Raw genomic sequence first — 17,351 nt, 5'->3', positions numbered from 1 at the left:
CCTTAGCGCTTGGAGAACTGGGGAGCGCGGCGGGCCTTCTTGAGGCCGTACTTCTTGCGCTCGACCACGCGAGCATCGCGCGTAAGGAAACCGGCCTTCTTGAGGTCAGCACGGTAGTCGCCAGCGTTCAGAAGAGCGCGAGCGATGCCCAGACGCAGAGCGCCGGACTGACCGGAGATGCCGCCGCCATCGCACAGAGCGATAACGTCGAACTGACCGGCGGTGTCGGTCACCTTGAAGGGAGCAAGGGCGTTCTCAACGAGCTGATGACGGCCGAAATACTGCTCGGCGTCACGCTTGTTGATGGTCACCTTGCCGGTGCCGGGGACGAGACGGACGCGGGCGACGGCGTTCTTACGACGGCCGGTACCCTGGTAGACAACGGTGTTCTCAGCCATCTTTAAGCCTCCAGCTCAATCTTCGTGGGGTTCTGGGCAGCATGCGGATGCTCGGCACCAGCGTAGACCTTAAGCTTGGTCATCTGGGCACGGCCGAGGGTGGTCTTGGGCAGCATACCGCGAACGGCGCGCTCGATGACCTTCTCCGGGTGCTTCTCCATAGCCTGGCGGAAGCTCTCAGCCTTGAGGCCGCCGTTGTAGCCGCTGTGGCGATAATAGGTCTTCGTGTCGGCCTTGTTACCGGTAAGCTGGACCTTATCGGCGTTGATGACGACAACGAAGTCGCCGCAGTCGCTGTTGGGCGTGAACTGGGGCTTGTTCTTACCGCGCAGGATCATTGCGATCTGGGTGGCAAGACGGCCCAGGACAGCACCATCGGCGTCGACGAGAACCCAGTTGCGCTGGACCTCGCCCTGCTTGGCGTAGTGAGTCGATTTCGAAATCACTTAGACTCCTCCATGTACAGTACGTGTTGTTACAGAGATTCACGGGGCTCTGCAAGTAACCCGTCCATATTACCCCGCTCGCCGTACGAGTCAACAGGTATTTTGGCTCCGACCAGAGTTTCTGCACATGTCATCCACGAGCCGTGATTTTCCAGCTCTTTGGCTGTTGTCATTTTTTGAGGGTTCGCCGTCGCTAGCGCTCAACGAACTCTTGGATTTCCGCGAGCAGGCGCTTTGCCTCCTGACGGCCCTGGATATACAGGTCCAAAAGCTTTGCCGGATCGTGCTCGACATGGCCGACCTCGACCGGCTTTTGCGGAGCGATGACCAGCGCGCGGCCCTCGCGCTCATACTTCCACAGGTGCATGCGCTGGAGGTTATAGCGGTCGTGGCGCGTCTCGATAGCCTCGAGCAGGTAGGGGTAGTCGGCATAGCGGGCGCGCGCGGCAGGCATAAACTCGTAGGGCTTTTTCTCGTACGAGCGGTCCTGGGTGACGATGACGACCGCACGGTCGAAGCCCGCCTCCTCGAGCACATGCTCGATAGGAACCGAATCGGCCACGCCGCCGTCGACGTATTTGTGCCCGTCGATCTCGACCGGCGGCGTCACCAGCGGCAGCGAGGTGGAGGCGCGCACAGCATCGAGGTCGAGCACGGCGCTTTTGACCGGCAGGTAGGCAGCGGTTCCAAACAGCATGTCCGTCGCGACGGCGTACATCTCGATGGGGCTCGCGTCGAACGCCTCGTTGTCAAAGGGATCCAGGCGGTCCTGGATATCGTTGAAGATAAAGTCGTAACCCACGATGGAGCCCGTGGATGCGAAGGATGCGGCACCCATGTAGCGGTTGTCATTGCAGAAGGTCAGGTTGATGCGATTGACGCGACCGATCTGGTGTGACTTGTAGTTGACGCCGTTGAGCGCACCGGCCGATACGCCATATACCGCCGGAATTTCGACACCGGCCTCCATGAGAACGTCGAGCACGCCGGCGGTAAACTGCCCACGAAAACTGCCACCCTCCAAGACGAGCGCGACCTTGCCGGCGTTCTTTGCCTTATCTTCTGCAGTCATATTGACCTCCTGCGATTGCGTTTTGACTTTCTTCTACCCAGTTTTGGGATGGAGGGCGCGCAGGTTTTTCGAGGCGGCAGGTGAAGCGGAAAGTGCGTCCCAGTTTGAGGCGGGATTCCGGGATGAACTTTCCGTTTGGACCGCCGTTGGGAAAGCGCGTCCCGTTCTGAGCGCGGATTCCGGGATGCGGTTTCCGCTTGATGTGTCATCCGGAAACTACGTCCCAGTCTGAGCGCGGATTCCGGGATGGGCTTTCCGCCTGGGCTGCCATTGGGAAAGCGCGTCCCACTCTGCGTCACTGAGGCGTTTTCTTTACGCCCGCGCCCTGCATAGAGTTCGATTCTCCGCGGGTGGAGGGGATCCGTCCGCGCGGGACACGGCAGGCTGTCATCCGGTCGGCATCGAATCTATATCCAGTCGAGGCTTTGCGCGGAGAATCCGCGTATTTGCTTCGCAAATCCGCACCGGCTTCGGCCGCCTGCCGGCGTCCTCGCCCGCGGGCTAAAAACGCTTACGCGTTTTCTTTACGCCCGCGCCCTGCACAGAGTTCGATTCTCCGCGGTATCTATATGTAATAAAAAAGCAGGCAGAGACGCTTCTCTACCTGCTTGTAACTATTGGTGGAGGCGCGGAGAATCGAACTCCGGTCCACGAAAGCCCCCTGATTGGCATCTCCAAGCTCAGTCGCTGGTTTAGTCTCGGACGCTTTGCGCGCAGCGACACGCTCGCGGCGTCCTAATCGGTTCGGTCTTAGCCCGCGCCATACCGATTACGTGCGCAGGAGCATTCCCCTAAAATGACGTCGCGCCGGTGTCGGGGAAATCACCGGGTTGACGCGCCGCTATAAATTAAGCAGCGAGAGCCATAGGCTCAAAAGAAGAGTTGTTGTCAATTCAATTTGACGGTACCCCTGTTTAACGAGGCGAGGAGACCTCGGCTTGCTTCCTCTCTCAGAGCTATCGTGTCGAAACCAGTCGCCCCCGAATGTTGGGAAAGTCTGGATGGTATCGGGCCTGCAAACACCCGATAACCGTCGACTTTTCAAGGAACATACGGGGCGAGCCCCGCTTGTGGAGTGTTATCTTACCACGTTCTGAAAGCGGACAGCTGTTCTATGCACGAGCTGTGAAGACCCCAATGTGCGCCGCACTTCGCACTTTTGTTACCGATCGCGTCACGTATATTTTCGCCAAGCAAAATTGACCCGTCGAAAGGACCGTTATGGATACCAAGCAGCAACTCGTCAATGCCCTCGCAGGCCTGGGCTCAACCATTACCGAAGCCATGGATGTCATCGAAGGCTTTGTCCCCTGCGGACATCCCGCTCTCACGGTATCGAACGCACTCGTCGCGCTGGACGCTGCCGATGATGCAGCTCTCGCCCAGCAGCTTGAGACCGTCGAGGGCTTTATCGACCACGTGAGCGAGAACCGTGGCGTGACCGCCTACCACGGCATCGAGGTCGAGCTCGCGGGTCCCAAAGCCGATCTGCTCGCAGCAATCCGCGAGGTAGGCGCCCTTATGCAGACCGCAGGCGTCAAGAACACCCAGGTCAACGAGTGGGTCTACCGCAGTCTGGCAGCACTCGACAGCTCCGACGAAAAGGCAGCCGAGCAGCTCGCAGAAAGTCCCGCCATCAAGGCCGAGCTTTTGTAAATAGCAGACGCGGGCCCCTTGGCGCATCGTCGTCCAAGGGGCCCGCAAACAGTTCGCGTCAACCGATAACCGCGCTGCCGCGTTTGGCCAAAGCAAGAATCGGCATCATTTGGCGCGGGGTCTTTGCTGCAAGATCGGCATGTTCGAGCAGCTTGCGATCGTTGGTCACCAAGTAATCGACCTGCGCGCGTTTGCATGCGGCGAGTACCAAGTTGTCCTCGTAATCGCGATGGAGCGCTAAGTATTTGTCGGCCAGCCAAAGGTCCGACGCATCTGCACCCACGGCCGTGGCGTTTTCGGTCATGTTCCGAACAAACGCCAGCGCCGCATCGCCAATTGCACGGGCAGATGCCTCGTCGAGCGCTCCCCCACTGGCAAGAACGCTACGCTTCAGCTCGTGTTGGACAACGTACAGCACGTCCTTGGCGATATGCACCGGAAAGAACATCAATGCCCCTGCCTCCGCCGCCTGCCCAATAAAGGCACGAGCAGCGAGCGACTCGGCATGGTCGGCGCAAAACGAATCGACCCAAACGTTGGCATCCACCATGATCTTAAGAGGGGCTCCGCTCACAGGATCATCCCCTTTTGGCGATAGCACTCGTCCATGGCTTCGGAATAGATTGTGTCCCAATCGCGATCGTCGGATACGGGCGACGTTGCGATGCCCAGGTCCGTGTAAAGCTGATCCGCCGCCGCCCATGATGCGGCGAACGGCGTATCGGGCGCGACGGTCTGCTGCCGGTCGTCGACGGCCGCAAGCACTTCCTCGCACTGCCCGCCACCCTGCGCAACCTTGGCCACCACCTTTTTGATGAGTTCGGGCAGCGTTCCGCCCGAAAGCCGCAGCGCTTCCTCGGCGCGCTCTTTAACCGAGCGATCTACGCGAACATTCACCTGCGCCATGCTGCCAACGGTAGCCATCTCAACCTCACCTTCAGCATTTGCTAGCTCTGCTAGCACGAGCATATATCCGAGCTAACATCTCGTCAAACAAAAGAAGGCCTGCACCCTGGCGGCTGCGGTGTCGTCAGGGTGCAGGCCATTTACTCAATCGAAAACGCTAACGCAGGTAAGCCTTCGCGTTGCTCAGACTGTAGGCAATCGTCGAGCCGTTGTGCAGCAGTGACGACGTCTGCGGGGTAATCGCGCCGGTAATGCCCAGCGCCAGGAGCGCTGAGTTGGTAAGCATCACCTTAGAGTAGGAGCTCGTCAGACGATCAATGAGGCCCTGGCTCATGCGGCGCAAACGCACGATCGCGGCCAGATCCGTGTCGGTCAGGATGATATCGGCGACCTCCTTGGCGATGTCGCTTCCGCCACCCATTGCCAGCCCCACGTCGGCCAAACCGAGTGCCGGCGAATCGTTGACGCCGTCGCCCACCATGGCAACGTGGCGCCCCTCACCCTTAATGCGCTCCACATAGGCGTACTTGTCCTCGGGCAGCAGCTCGGCCTTAAACTCGTCGACACCCGCCTCGCGCGCAATGCGCTCGGCCGTGCGCTCCGAATCGCCCGTGAGCATAACGACATGCTTGACGCCCAGCGCATGTAGGTCGGCGATGGCCTCACGGACGCCGGGCTTGAGCGGATCCTCGATGCCGAGCACGCCGACGACCTTGCCGTCGACCGCCAGATACAGCGGCGACAGGCCTTGCATCTGGAGCTCGATTTGCTCCTTGATGTCGGACTCGAGCTGCGCACCCTCGTCCTCAAATACAAAGTGCGCCGAACCGATAATGGCGCGACGCCCCTCGATGGACGAAGCGATGCCGTGCGCCACGATGTACTCGACCGCGGCATGGCGCTCGCGGTGCTCGAGCCCGCGCTCGAGGGCGGCGTTGACCACGGCACGCGCCACCGGATGCGGGAAATGCTCCTCCAAGCAAGCGGAAAGGCGCAGGACCTCGTCCTTGCTCCAGCCATCTGTCGTCAGCACGCAAGCCAGGCGCGGCTGTGCCTCGGTAAGCGTGCCGGTCTTATCAAACACGATGGTGTCAGCCTTGGCAAACGACTCAAAGTACTTCGCGCCCTTGACCATGACGCCCATCTTGGCGGCATCGCTCATGGCGGTCATGACGGCGACGGAACCCGTGAGCTTGAGTGCGCACGAGTAGTCGACCATCAGCGCCGCCGAGGTCTTGATAAGGCTGCGCGTGGTGAGCGCAACCAGGCCCGCGAGCAGGAAGTTCCACGGGACGATCTTGTTGGCGAGGTCCTCCATATGCGACTGGCCCTCGGACTTGAGCGAGTCGGCCGTCTGCACGAGCGAGACGATCGAGCGCAGTTTGGTCTGCGCCGTGTTGGCGCGCACGCGCACCAAGATGCTGCCGTCTTCCACGACGGTACCGGCGAACACGTCGTCGCCCACGCTGCGCTCAACGGCCAGCGGCTCGCCGGTCAGGGTCGCCTGGTTGACCATAGCGCTCCCCTGCTCGACGACACCGTCGATGCAAATGGACATGCCAGTGCGCACGGCCACCAAGTCGCCGGGCTCAAGCTCGGTGGCGGCAACGCTTACCTCGGTATCGCCGACGACCTTTTGCGCCTTGTCGGGTACATCGAGCAGCGAGTTGATGAGCTCGTTTTCGCTCATGGCGCGGGTGTAGTCCTCGAGCAGCTCGCCCACGTTGAGCAGGAACATTGTCTGGCCCGCGGTGTCGACATCACGCTTGACGAACGAAATGCCGATGGCCGAAGCGTCGAGCACGGGAACGGTCAGGCGCGGCTGCGCCAGCTCATGAAGGGCAGCGCGCAAAAATGCCATGTAACCGGCCACGACAAACACCGCACGCAGGGGCGTGGGCAAAAACCATCGGCGCGCATAGTGGGCGCCGACAAGCATGGCAAGATCCATAACGAGCTTGTGCTTGCGCGGCTCAAGCTGCATCACGTAACCCGTCTTTGCGTCGGCAATGGCCTGAGCGTCGAGCGCACCGACGGCGGCCAGCACGGCATCGCGACACGGCTCGTCGTATTCGAGCGCTAACTGGCCAATACGGCCATAGACGCGCACCTTGCGCACGCCGTCGATATCGCCGCTGAGCTTAAGAAGTGCATCGAGATCGCTCTCTGGCACAGGACCCGCCAATTGAAGACGGGTCCTGCCGGGGATCTCGCTGATAATCGAGAATCTCATAGTTTGTGCCTGGGAGCGTTACTCGGCTGCCTCGTCAGCAGCGGCCTCGCTCTGGGTGATGTAGGCCGCCTCGGCAACCATGTCGTCGACATTAGCCTTGGCCTGCTCGACCATGTCCTGGTAGCCGTTCTTGATGCGCATGCCGCACGCGATACCCTGCACGCAGGCGTTCTTTACCGGAGCGCTGGTGAGCAGCTTGATGCCAGCCGTACCAAGCAGAAAACCGCCACCAACAAGCAGGGTGTTGAACGTGGACTTCTTCATGATGTCTCTCCCTTTTGCCGCATTGGACGCGGCATGGTGCCTCAGCACCCGAGTAAACAAGTTTGCTCGAGCACGCTTTTGAAATATCTCAATTTTATCTAACTATCTAGGTCAGCCATGGCTAACCTTTTGAAAATTAACGATGCGGAGTAACCGATTGTCAATGTGACAAAGGGACTGTCCCTTTGCCCCTTCTTACAACTGCCAGGTAGCTGCTTCCTTTTGCAGCGCCACCATGCGGGCGAATTCTCCACCTGCCGCCTTGAGCTGCGCCGGAGTGCCCTGCTCGGCAACCACACCATCCTTGAGTACAACGATTTTGTCGGCATTTTCCACCGTACGCATACGGTGGGCAATAACGATAACCGTCTTACCTGCAAGCAGACGGGAGAGCGCCTGCTGAACCACGGTCTCGTTCTCCACATCCAAGCTCGCTGTTGCCTCGTCCAGCAACACAATCGGGGCGTCTTTGAGCAGCGCACGGGCGATAGAGATGCGCTGGCGCTCACCGCCGGACAGCTTGGAGCCGTTCTCGCCGATCATGGTGTCATAACCCTGCGGCATGCGGCTCACAAACTCGTCGCAGTTGGCGGCACGCGCGGCAGCAAGCACTTCCTCATCGGTGGCATCGCGACGACCAAGACGGATGTTTCCCATCACCGTGTCGTCAAAGAGCAGCACGTCTTGGAACACAATGGCGTAGTCGCGCAGCAGCACCTCGGGATCCACGCTCGCAACATCCACGCCGCCCACGGTGACCGTGCCTTCGGTGGCGTCCCAAAAGCGCGCGGCCAGGCGGCTCACTGTGGACTTACCGGAGCCCGAAGGACCGACCAGCGCCGTAACTTCGCCTTCCTTGGCGGTAAAGCTCACATCGGTAAGAACTTTCTCGCCGGTGCGGCCGTCCTCGCCCGCACCATAGCCAAATGCCACATGATCGAACACCACATCGTGGCCCACGGGCTCAAATTTCTCGCTGCCCCGCGCCACAGGCTCTTCCATGATGGAACGCATGCGCTTGGCAGACGACTCGGCGGCAAACAGCTCGGACATTAACATTAACGCCTGGTCAAAGGGTGCATAGATACGGCTCACCATAAGCAGGAAGGCAAACATCACCAAAAAGTCGACCTGCCCGGAGGCGACCATCGCGGCGCCCGTGACCAACGTGGTGGCAATGCCCAGACGCAGGATGGCAAAGGCGGAGTTGACCAAAAGCCCATTGGCGAGCTCGCCCTTGGTGGTCTCGCGCTCCTCGGCATCGATCACGACGTTGAGCCCCTCAAGATAATGAGCCTCCTGGTTGGTGGCGCGGATCTCGCGAACGCAGTCGAGCGTCTCTTGAATCGCCTCGGTAACCTTGACCTTCTCGGCGCGCACGAGATCGAACACCGGGGTCATGGGGCCGCGTGTTAGATACAGCACGGCAAAGGCCACGGGAACGCTCCAAAACGCCGCGATCGCCAGCTGCCAGCAAAAGAACAGCGACGCCACGAACATAATGGCGCTTGCGATGATGGCACCCCAAAGCTCTCCCAGCACGTGGCTGTAGGCGTGCTCCATGGCCTGAACGTCGCCCATGATGGTCTCGGTTAAATCAGCCAGATCACGACGACCAAAAAACGACAGCGGCAGTTTGCGCAAGCGCTCGGCAATCTCCATGCGCTGCTTGCCGCACTCCTCGTAAAATATGCAGTAGGTGTAGTAATACTGTTGCCAGTTAGAGGCAAAGAGCAACACGAAAAAGACCAAGAGGCCGCCCACAATCGGCAGGGCATCCGGCAGGTCGGCGCCGCTGGCGAGATGCTCGACAAAGCCGGCCATGACCAGGAATAAAAAGCCCATGCCGGCCATGATGATGAGATTGGTGAGCGCGGTCCAGAAAATGCCGCGTTTTACGCCGGCGACGCCTTTATCGGATAGGAAATACTTCTTTTGGAATGAGGCGAACATTTAGGCCTCGCCTCCCTTCGTGACGGCGGCATCCGCGGTAGCAGTGATTTTCCAGCTCGCGGCCTGTTCGTATTCGGCCCACATCTTGGCGTACAGGCCGTTTTGGGACAGCAGCTCGGCATGGGTGCCAGTCTCCTGCACGCTACCTTGGTTGAGCACCACGATCTTGTCGGCCCCCACTACAGTCGAGAGTCGGTGCGCAATCATAATGACCGTGCGACCCGCCGCCAGCTTGCTAAAGGCGCGCTGGATGAGTGCCTCGTTCTCGGGATCCGCAAACGCCGTGGCCTCATCGAGCACCACGATAGGCGCGTCTTTAAGGATCGCGCGGGCAAGTGCCACGCGCTGGACCTCGCCGCCCGAAAGGTACGCCCCGCCGGCGCCGAGCATGGTGTCGATGCCCTGCGGGAGCTTGGCCACGATATCGTCGCACTGGGCCGCGGAGAGGGCCGCGCGCACTTCGTCGTCAGTGGCTCCAGGCTTGGAGGCGCGCACGTTATCGGCAAGTGTTTGCCGGAACAGCTGGTTGGTCTGGAACACGAAGGCGACCTGGTCCATAAGCTCGTGCGGATCCATATCGCGAACGTCCACACCACCTACGAGCACTCGACCTGCGGAAACATCCCAAAAACGAGGAATCAGGCTTGCGCAGGTTGACTTGCCGCCGCCCGAAGGACCCACCAGCGCGAGAGTGCTACCTGCGGGAACGCTAAAACTCGCATGGTTGACGGCAGGCGCCTCGGCGCCCTCGTAGGTAAAGCTCACGTCCTCAAAGCGCACATCGCTGCCAGCGGGGTGCTTGGGTTGCGCGGGCACGGAGAGCCGCTTGAAATCCATGACGCTTCGAATGCGAGCCAGCGAATCAGCACTCATCTGAGAGGCCTCGCCCACAAACATGAGCTTGGTCATGGCCGTCGGTACCACGGCCGAAAATATCGCGTAAAACGTGAAGTTGGCCATAAAATGCGCGAAGTCCGTCTCGCCCGGCGCCAACAGCAACGCCACGGGCAACAGGAATGTCACAAGACCATTGAGCGCGGTAAGGTTGAGTACCTGCGGACCTCGGCAAAACGTGCCCGCATAGCTTTGTGCCATGTCGGCGTATTCGGCGATCGCGTCGTGGAACGCCTTAAAGGAATAGACCGTCTGCTGAAACACCTTGACCACGGGAATGCCGCGTACGTATTCGGTACCGGTCTTGTTCATCTTGACCAGCGCGCCCATGTAGGCCTTCATGAACTCGGCGCCCTTGCCGCTCATCATGGTGGCCATGGCGCCAAGCGAAACGGCGACCGAGATAAGGCATGCGGCGCCCAAGCGCCAATCGAGGGCGAAAAGCAGCACGAGCAGACCTGCGACCATGGCGGTGGCGCCGGCGATATCGGGTAGCATGTGCGCGAGCAGGGTCTCGGTGGAGGCGGCGCATCCGTCTACGATACGGCGCAGCTCACCGGTGGCGTGTGTGTCAAAGTAGCCAAGCGGCAGCTTAAGCAGGTGCTCGCTCGTAGTCTTGCGAATATTGGACGCGCAGCGAAACGCAGACAGGTGCGTGCACATGAGCCCCACGAAATAGACCACGATGCTTGCCAGCGCAAACCCCACGGCCCACCAGCCATACGTCGCGATGCCGCAGGCTTCGCTCCAGTTAGGCGCCACGGCGATCAGATCGCGCGCGACAAGCCAAATGCACACGAACGGGCCAAAGCTCAGCAGCTGCGAGAGCGCCGAGAGGGCCATGCCCAAATATGTTAGGAATTTACGGTCGCCGGCATATGCAAGCAGCTCGCCGATACCGCCGCCTTCCTTTTTTGATCCCTTTGCCATGAGATTCCTTTCTAACGGCTTGAGAGTTAACCGTAATGAACTTATCATTGATGTGTTAGCCATGGCTCACAATCGAGCCATGCGTGGACGTTTCTGCAAAGGAAAGGGACGCTTTTGCAAATACGGCGGGCAGCGACCGACATAACCGAGCTCTACGCACCGCAGTTTGAGCAGTTTGGCCTGGAGCTTACCGGCAAGGGCGCCGTCTTTACCGGCGAGGTGGCAAACGATCGGGCGCACGGACGCGCATGGATCATGCCTCTCTCCCCCGCCTGCATCGTTATGGAGCATTTCATTACCCCGATGCACGATATGTACCTGGCCGAATACACACCCGAACCGTACGCCTGCGTGAGCGAGGTCAGCGCGCCCACACTTATATGCATGCCCGAGGCTGGCATAACGCCTGCGAACCTTAAACCCTTGCATGGACCGTGGCCGAACAGCGCGGTGTGCAGCTTTATCCAAGATAGCTGCGGCGAGGAACTAAGTCCGCTGTTTGCAGGGCAGCTTTATCACTCGCGCTCGGTGCTCTTTTTGCCCGGGTATTTTGACGAGCTGGAGCATCGGTATCCCACTGAGTTCGTGGGAGTCTTTGAAGCGTTTGCCGAGTCGTGGCACGAGGAGGCGACGTCTGCCATCTGCCACACGCTGCGCCGGATTAACGAGGACCGCGCCCGCACCGTAGGCGGACACGTCTATATGCAAGGCATCGTGGAGACCATGGTCGCGGAGCTCGCCTGTTCGCGCGCGGCCCACAAGCAGGCGCGGCGGGCGGCAGACACACGCGCCAGCATAACCATTGCCGAAGAAGCAACGGCAATGATTGAGCGCGCGCTCGACAAAGGCAGACGTGTGGGTATCAACGAGGTGGCCGAGAGGCTCTACACGAGCCGCTCCAAGCTATGCGCCACCTTTAAGGCCCAAACTGGCGAGTCCCTGGGCGCCTACATCCGCAGACGCCGTATGGAGCGAGCACAGGACCTTTTGGCCGATAGCTCGCTCACGATAGCGCAGGTCGCAGAGCGTCTAGGCTACCCTCAGCAGGCCGCCTTCGCCCAAGCCTTCAAGCAACACACCGGCACCACCCCCACCGCTTGGCGCTCCCAACATATATAAAGAATGAAGGCACCAACGGCGCCCTCATTCACCAAATTCCATTCAGCCTACCTGACCCGAACGGCCGAGTCGTTACGGAACCGAGGGGCCGGGCGCAGGGCCTTGCCTCTCAATGAGTTCCCTTCAAAACAATGGGCGTGCCGACGGCACGCCCATTCACTCTATTCCATTCAGCCCCGCCTGACCCGAACGGCCGAGTCGTCTGGCCGGGGAAGCCCCGAGTCGCCGGGGTGTTTGCTCCAAATGAGTTCCGCATGCAAAGAAGGCCACTAAACGTGGCCTTCGTCTTGCATAGGACTGTTTGAAATTTGGAGGAAATACCCCGGCGACTCGGGGCTTCCCCGGCCTCGCAGCTACGAGAGCGACGTTCTCAGCAACTCGTTGAAGAGCTTGGGGTTGCCCTTGCCGCGGCTCGCCTTCATGCACTGGCCCACCAAAAAGCCGATAACCTTCTGGTTGCCGTCACGATACTGCTGCGCCTGATCGGCACAGTTAGCCAGCACCTCGTCCACGATCGGCTGCAACGCACCGGCATCGCTCACCTGACGCATACCACGCTCGTCGACGATCTTGTTGGGATCGTCACCGGTCTGGGGCATGGCCTCAAAGACCTCGTGCGCCTGGTTGGAGCTGATGGCATCGGTCACCAGCAGCTTGGCCAGCGCTGCTACCTGAGCCGGCGCGATGCCGGACTCGGCGAGCGACACGCCTGCGCTCTTAAGGTAGGCGATCATCTCGTTGACCAGCAGGTTTGCGACCGTCTGGGCCTCCTTGCCAGCCATACCGGCAGCGGCAGCCTCAAAGAACTCGGCAAACTCGGGGTCGCCCGCGATCTGCTCGGCATCGGCCGCCTTAATACCAAAGTCGGTCTCAAAACGGGCGCGCTTGGCATCGGGCAGCTCGGGAATCTCGCCACGGCAGCGGTCGATGAACTCGTCGTCCAGATCGAACGGCGCCAGATCGGGATCGGGGAACAGACGATAGTCGTCGGCCGTTTCCTTCACACGCATGACCACGGTGCGCTTGCGGCTGGGCTCCCAGTGGCGGGTCTCCTGATAGATGATTCCGCCCTCCTCGAGCACCTCGGCCTGACGGCAGATCTCGTAGGCAAGGCCGTCATGCAGGCTCTTAAACGAGTTGAGGTTCTTGAGCTCGGTCTTGGTGCCCAGCTTGGTCTCGCCGCGGCGACGCAGCGACACGTTGCCGTCGCAGCGCATGGAACCCTTCTCCATGGAGCAGTCCGAAATGCCCAGCGTCACAAAGATGCGACGGAGCTTTTCCATAAACAGGCGCGCTTCCTCGGGCGTACGCAGATCGGGCTCAGTCACGAGCTCAATCAAAGGCGTGCCGCAGCGGTTGTAGTCGACGAGCGACTCGGCAGCGGCGGTAATGCGGCCCTCGGCGCCGCCCACGTGGACCATCTTGGCGGCGTCCTCCTCCATGTGGATGCGCAGGATGCGGATGGGCACCGTGTAGGAACCGTCCTCGCGACGCTCGGGCATCTGCAGGTTGGACGCATCGTAGCTGGCCAGATGGCCGGCACGCTGGTTGCCCTCGCGCATGGTCGACGTCATGGACGTGGACAGGCCCTCGGCGTTGGCCGAGGCGCTCGCCAGGCTCTGGGCCTCGGCCTCACCAAACGCGCAGTCGGGGCGCTCGGCGGCACCGCGACCGGTCACGTCCAGGTCCAGGTGACCGTACATGGCAAAGGCGACCGGACCCTGCGTGGTCTGGAAGTTCTTGGCCATATCGGGATAGAAGTAGTGCTTGCGGTAGAACATCGAGTGGCGTTGAATCTCGCAGTTGGTGGCGAGACCAGCCTTGACGATGCTCTCGATGGCGCGCTTGTTGGGCACCGGCAGGGCACCGGGCAGGCCCAGGCACACCGGGCACACGTTGGCGTTGGGCTCGTCATCGTGGCTGAGCTTGCAGTTGCAGAACATCTTGGTATCGAGTGCGGTGAGCTCGGTGTGGATCTCCAGGCCGATCACGGCCTCCCAATCCTGCAGGACCTCGGAAAGCTCCTTCATTACAGCTCGCCTCCCTTCCCGGCAAAATCGGGCGCGACGGAAAGCGCGGGCGCACCCGTGGCGGCATCGGCAAAGCCGCGCTCCAGGGCGCGGGCAAACGTAAGCAGCTGACGGTCTTTAAAGGCAGGTCCCACCAGCTGGGCAGAAACGGGCAGCTGAGTATCCTCGCCCAGGCCCAGCGGCACCGAAATGCCACCGTTGCCGCAGATGTTGAGCGAAATGGTATACAGGTCGGAGAGGTACATCTGCGTGGGGTCGCTGATCTCGCCAAACTTAAAAGCCGTGCGCGGCGAGGCGGGCATGAGAATGGTGTCCACCTTGGCATACGCGGCGTCGTAGTCCTGCGTGATGAGCGTACGGGCCTTTTGCGCGGCGTAGTAGTACTTGTCGTACACGCCCGAGCTCAGCAGGTAGGCGCCGAGCATCTGACGGCGCTTGGCCTCGGCACCAAAGCCGTGGGCACGGCTGAGCGAGCTCTGGTCGGACAGGTTGGCGCAGCCCTCCTCCTGATAGCCGTATCGAATGCCGTCGAAACGTGCCAGGTTGGAGAACGCCTCGGCCGGGCCGATGACGTAGTAGGCGGCGATGGCGGCGTCCAGGTGCGGCAGGTCGACCTCGACCAGCTCGGCGCCCTGGTTCTGCAGCTCCTGGGCGGCGCGCTGAACAGCGGCCTTGACCTCGGGCGTCAGGCCCTCGGCCTCCATAAATGCGGGGATGATGCCCACGCGCTTGCCCTCGATGCTGTCGTTGAGATGCTCGGTAAAGTCGACGGCGCAATCCTGGCTGGTGCAGTCGTAGGGATCGTGGCCCGCGCCGGTAAGCGCATTCATGGCCAGCGCGACGTCCTCGACCGTGCGGCCAAAGGGGCCCACCTGGTCGAGCGACGAGCCAAAGGCAACCACGCCGTAACGGCTCACGGCGCCATACGTGGGCTTAAAGCCCACCACGCCGCACAGCGACGCCGGCTGGCGAATGGAGCCGCCGGTATCTGAGCCCAGCGAGAGCGCGACCTCGCCCGCGGCGACGGCAGCAGCGGAACCGCCCGAGGAGCCGCCGGGCACGCGCTCGGTATCCCAAGGATTGTTGGTGCGGTGGAACGCCGAGCTCTCGGTGGAGCTGCCAAAGGCAAATTCGTCCATGTTGACCTTGCCCATGGGCAGGCAGCCGGCGTCGAGCATGCGCTGAACGCAGGTAGCGGTGTAGACGCTCTGGTAGTCCTCGAGCATACGGGAAGCGCAGGTGGTGCGCGTGCCCACGAGGTTCATGTTGTCCTTGATGGCCAGCGGCACGCCCGCGAGCGGAGGCAGCGGCTTGCCAGCGGCACGGTCGGCATCCACGCGCGCAGCGGCCTCGAGCGCAAGCTCGGGCGCCACCTGTAGGAATGCCTGGACCCCGCCCTCGCGCGCCTCGATGGCGGTAAGGGAGGCCTGGGCCACCTCGGTAGCGGTAAAGTCGCCGGCGGCAACGCCCGCGGCGATCTGGGCGGCGGTAAGGGAATCGAAGCTTAGCGCCATTACTCGCTCTCCCCCTCTCCCAAAATGGACGGCACACGGAAGTAGCGCTCACGCGCGCTGCCGGCGTTTTCGAGCGCGACGTCGAGCGGCAGGTCGCGCTCGGGCTCGCGCAGGTCATCGCCCATCACGTTGGACAGGCTTCCGATGGGATGGAACGTGGGCTCCACGTCGGGCAAGTCATATTGCAAGACGGGCTCGAGCATCTGGACGGCGTCGTTCATGTAGGACGTCATCTGGGTGAGCTCGTCATCGGTCAGTGCGATCTTTGCGTACTCGGCGATACCGCGCACGTCTTTCTCGCTGAGTGCCATAGGCGCTCCCTTCCGCATAACAGATAAACCGCTCTAGTATACAAGGCAACGCCGCTTGGAGCAGGCGCTTTACCTAAATGCAGCGAAAACGTAACGGGGGCGGCGGGCTGGCAGGTAATGGGCTGGCGATTCTGCAGCGAAACCGCACCGTCCGTAGCGAAAACCGTCTCGCCCATAACGAAAACCGCGCCGTCCACAACGAAGACCATCACAACATTCGACGCTTTTCGCCAAAATCGAGATTTTCATCGAATGTTGTGATGGTTTGGAAGTCCCGACCGCCACAAAGGTGCCTGTCCCCATTGCGGTGGTTCTGGAGAATGTCTTATGCCGAGGCCTTGGTCTTGCGGCGCTTGCGGATCGCGTGGATCACGATGTCCAGCAGCAACAGCACAATGGCTACGACCACGATGAGCACGGCAAACTCGCGCTTGCCCCAGTGGCGGCCGGCCAGCGACTTTTGCTTGTCGACGTCCTTCTTGTTGTACTTGGTGCGCACGCAATGCACCAGCAGGCGATGGTCGTTCACGCCGTAGGGCGTGCAGGTGACGAGCGTCACCTTGTCGGCGCCGGGCTCGATGGTCAGCGACTCCATCTCCTCGGGCAGCACCACCTCGGAATCCACCATCTTGTAGGCAAGCGTCTTGTTCATGGTGTGCAGCAGCACCAGGTCGCCGGGCTCCAGCGAGTGAATGTCGTCGAACATGCTCAGGTTGCGCATGCCCGAGTGCGCGGTGAGCACGCAATGCGTCGAGGTGCCGCCCACCGGCAGGCTCGTGCCCTCCAGGTGGCCGACGCCCGCCATGAGGACTTCTTCGCTCGTGCCGTGGTAGATGGGCATGCTCACATCGATGGAGGGGATCTCGACCCAGCTCATCATGGGGTCGCGGTCAAAGATGAGCTGCTGAGCGTAGGGCTCGATCTGGTCGGCGGGAAGCTCGGTGGCCTCGCCGGCAAGCTGCTCGTTATAGGAGCGCGCCTGCAGCAAGATGCGCTCGCGCTCCTCGGCAGACAGCGCGTCCACGGTGCTGGACACGGTGCTGATCTGGTTGAACACGCCCGAGGCCTCGAGCCGGTCCAAGATCCACGGCCAGGTCATAAGGCCCACGCCGATAAGGATGATGACGATGGTGATGAGCCGATCGGCCCAGCGCGGCAGCCGCTTGCGGCGGCGCTTGGACTTTGGTTGAGGTTTGGGCTGAGGGCTTGAGCCGCCGTTGTCCGCGGCGTTATTGCTCTTCATATGTTTGGCGCCCTGCACCATCGCCAGTCACTCCTCTACAACTCAAGTTGTCTAAACAAATAATAGCCGATTCGCGAGCTTCCGCGCCGGACAACGCAGCCTGACAGCATTGCACAGCGCGAGTATGGGCCGGTTGATTTCCGATCTCAGCCGAACACACTGAGCAAATAGGCCGTTCCCGCACCTAGCCGAACGCCCCGCGGCCCCTCCCGGGGCCCGGGGGCGCCGTTTTCCCAGTTGAAGGAACGGTGGAGATGTGTTTCGATGGGTCCGGTGGCCATGCTCCGCCCGCCGCCCGGCACCTCTTCCCAGACTCAGCCGGACGGTCGGTTCCGTCTATTCCGTTTTCCCTTAGGCTAGGACAGCGGGGCATCGCCCCTTT

At 61.2% G+C, this 17,351-nt stretch carries 15 protein-coding genes and 1 other RNA gene; 2 read left to right on the top strand and 14 right to left on the bottom strand.

What is annotated here, in order from left to right; genetic code table 11:
* Positions 1–2: 2 nt before the first annotated feature.
* From rpsI to ssrA, 4 genes are all read right to left on the bottom strand, one after another.
* A complete protein-coding gene (gene rpsI / locus DW211_RS08095; protein WP_022094634.1) occupies positions 3–398 on the bottom strand; it encodes a 30S ribosomal protein S9 in 396 nt (131 codons plus the stop codon).
* A gap of 2 nt (positions 399–400) precedes the next feature.
* Positions 401–844 (bottom strand): 50S ribosomal protein L13, encoded by a 444-nt coding sequence (rplM, locus tag DW211_RS08090; protein ID WP_022094635.1) that lies wholly within the window; start codon positions 842–844, stop codon positions 401–403.
* A gap of 193 nt (positions 845–1,037) precedes the next feature.
* On the bottom strand, positions 1,038–1,916 hold the full coding sequence (locus tag DW211_RS08085) for a patatin family protein (protein ID WP_055251009.1): 879 nt from the start codon (positions 1,914–1,916) through the stop codon (positions 1,038–1,040).
* A 618-nt stretch (positions 1,917–2,534) separates the two neighbouring features.
* Positions 2,535–2,898: a transfer-messenger RNA gene (gene ssrA, locus DW211_RS08080) on the bottom strand.
* A gap of 239 nt (positions 2,899–3,137) precedes the next feature.
* On the opposite strand from ssrA, the gene DW211_RS08075 reads away from it, so the two are divergent.
* Entirely contained in the window at positions 3,138–3,572 is a 435-nt protein-coding gene (locus DW211_RS08075) for a hypothetical protein (RefSeq protein WP_118260204.1), read from the top strand.
* Positions 3,573–3,630: 58 nt separating this feature from the next.
* Here DW211_RS08075 and DW211_RS08070 read toward each other — a convergent pair whose 3' ends face one another.
* From DW211_RS08070 to DW211_RS08050, 6 genes are all read right to left on the bottom strand, one after another.
* Positions 3,631–4,146, bottom strand: coding sequence for a PIN domain-containing protein (locus tag DW211_RS08070; protein WP_158568512.1), 516 nt, complete (start codon positions 4,144–4,146; stop codon positions 3,631–3,633).
* Positions 4,143–4,496 carry a hypothetical protein gene (locus DW211_RS10145; protein ID WP_158568511.1) on the bottom strand — a complete coding sequence of 118 codons (354 nt, stop codon included), beginning with the start codon at positions 4,494–4,496 and terminating at the stop codon, positions 4,143–4,145. The genes DW211_RS08070 and DW211_RS10145 overlap by 4 nt, the downstream gene beginning before the upstream one ends.
* A gap of 139 nt (positions 4,497–4,635) precedes the next feature.
* Positions 4,636–6,651: a heavy metal translocating P-type ATPase gene (locus tag DW211_RS08065; protein WP_233540980.1), complete on the bottom strand. Its 2,016-nt coding sequence runs from the start codon at positions 6,649–6,651 to the stop codon at positions 4,636–4,638.
* 78 nt (positions 6,652–6,729) lie between these two features.
* The gene (locus DW211_RS08060) at positions 6,730–6,975 is read right to left on the bottom strand and encodes a DUF6110 family protein (protein ID WP_055250999.1); all 246 of its coding nucleotides are present in this window, start codon (positions 6,973–6,975) and stop codon (positions 6,730–6,732) included.
* A 195-nt stretch (positions 6,976–7,170) separates the two neighbouring features.
* Entirely contained in the window at positions 7,171–8,928 is a 1,758-nt protein-coding gene (locus DW211_RS08055; protein ID WP_118260199.1) for an ABC transporter ATP-binding protein, read from the bottom strand.
* The gene (locus DW211_RS08050) at positions 8,929–10,752 is read right to left on the bottom strand and encodes an ABC transporter ATP-binding protein (protein ID WP_199576739.1); all 1,824 of its coding nucleotides are present in this window, start codon (positions 10,750–10,752) and stop codon (positions 8,929–8,931) included.
* 114 nt (positions 10,753–10,866) lie between these two features.
* Here DW211_RS08050 and DW211_RS08045 point away from each other — a divergent pair, with 114 nt between their 5' ends.
* Positions 10,867–11,871 (top strand): AraC family transcriptional regulator, encoded by a 1,005-nt coding sequence (locus DW211_RS08045; RefSeq protein ID WP_118260198.1) that lies wholly within the window; start codon positions 10,867–10,869, stop codon positions 11,869–11,871.
* 353 nt (positions 11,872–12,224) lie between these two features.
* On the opposite strand, the gene gatB is transcribed toward DW211_RS08045, so the two are convergent.
* From gatB to DW211_RS08025, 4 genes are all read right to left on the bottom strand, one after another.
* A complete protein-coding gene (gene gatB, locus DW211_RS08040) occupies positions 12,225–13,901 on the bottom strand; it encodes an Asp-tRNA(Asn)/Glu-tRNA(Gln) amidotransferase subunit GatB (RefSeq protein ID WP_118260197.1) in 1,677 nt (558 codons plus the stop codon).
* Positions 13,901–15,415, bottom strand: coding sequence for an Asp-tRNA(Asn)/Glu-tRNA(Gln) amidotransferase subunit GatA (gene gatA / locus DW211_RS08035; protein WP_118260196.1), 1,515 nt, complete (start codon positions 15,413–15,415; stop codon positions 13,901–13,903). The genes gatB and gatA overlap by 1 nt, the downstream gene beginning before the upstream one ends.
* A complete protein-coding gene (gene gatC / locus DW211_RS08030; RefSeq protein WP_117716772.1) occupies positions 15,415–15,726 on the bottom strand; it encodes an Asp-tRNA(Asn)/Glu-tRNA(Gln) amidotransferase subunit GatC in 312 nt (103 codons plus the stop codon). The genes gatA and gatC overlap by 1 nt, the downstream gene beginning before the upstream one ends.
* 325 nt (positions 15,727–16,051) lie before the next feature.
* A complete protein-coding gene (locus DW211_RS08025) occupies positions 16,052–16,969 on the bottom strand; it encodes a class C sortase (RefSeq protein WP_158568510.1) in 918 nt (305 codons plus the stop codon).
* Positions 16,970–17,351 lie beyond the last annotated feature (382 nt).

The sequence above is a fragment of the Collinsella sp. AM18-10 genome, from assembly GCF_003471585.1.
GTDB lineage: Bacteria > Actinomycetota > Coriobacteriia > Coriobacteriales > Coriobacteriaceae > Collinsella.
The sequence above is the reverse complement of the archived record's forward strand: the minus strand, read 5'-3'. Positions and strand labels throughout refer to the sequence as shown.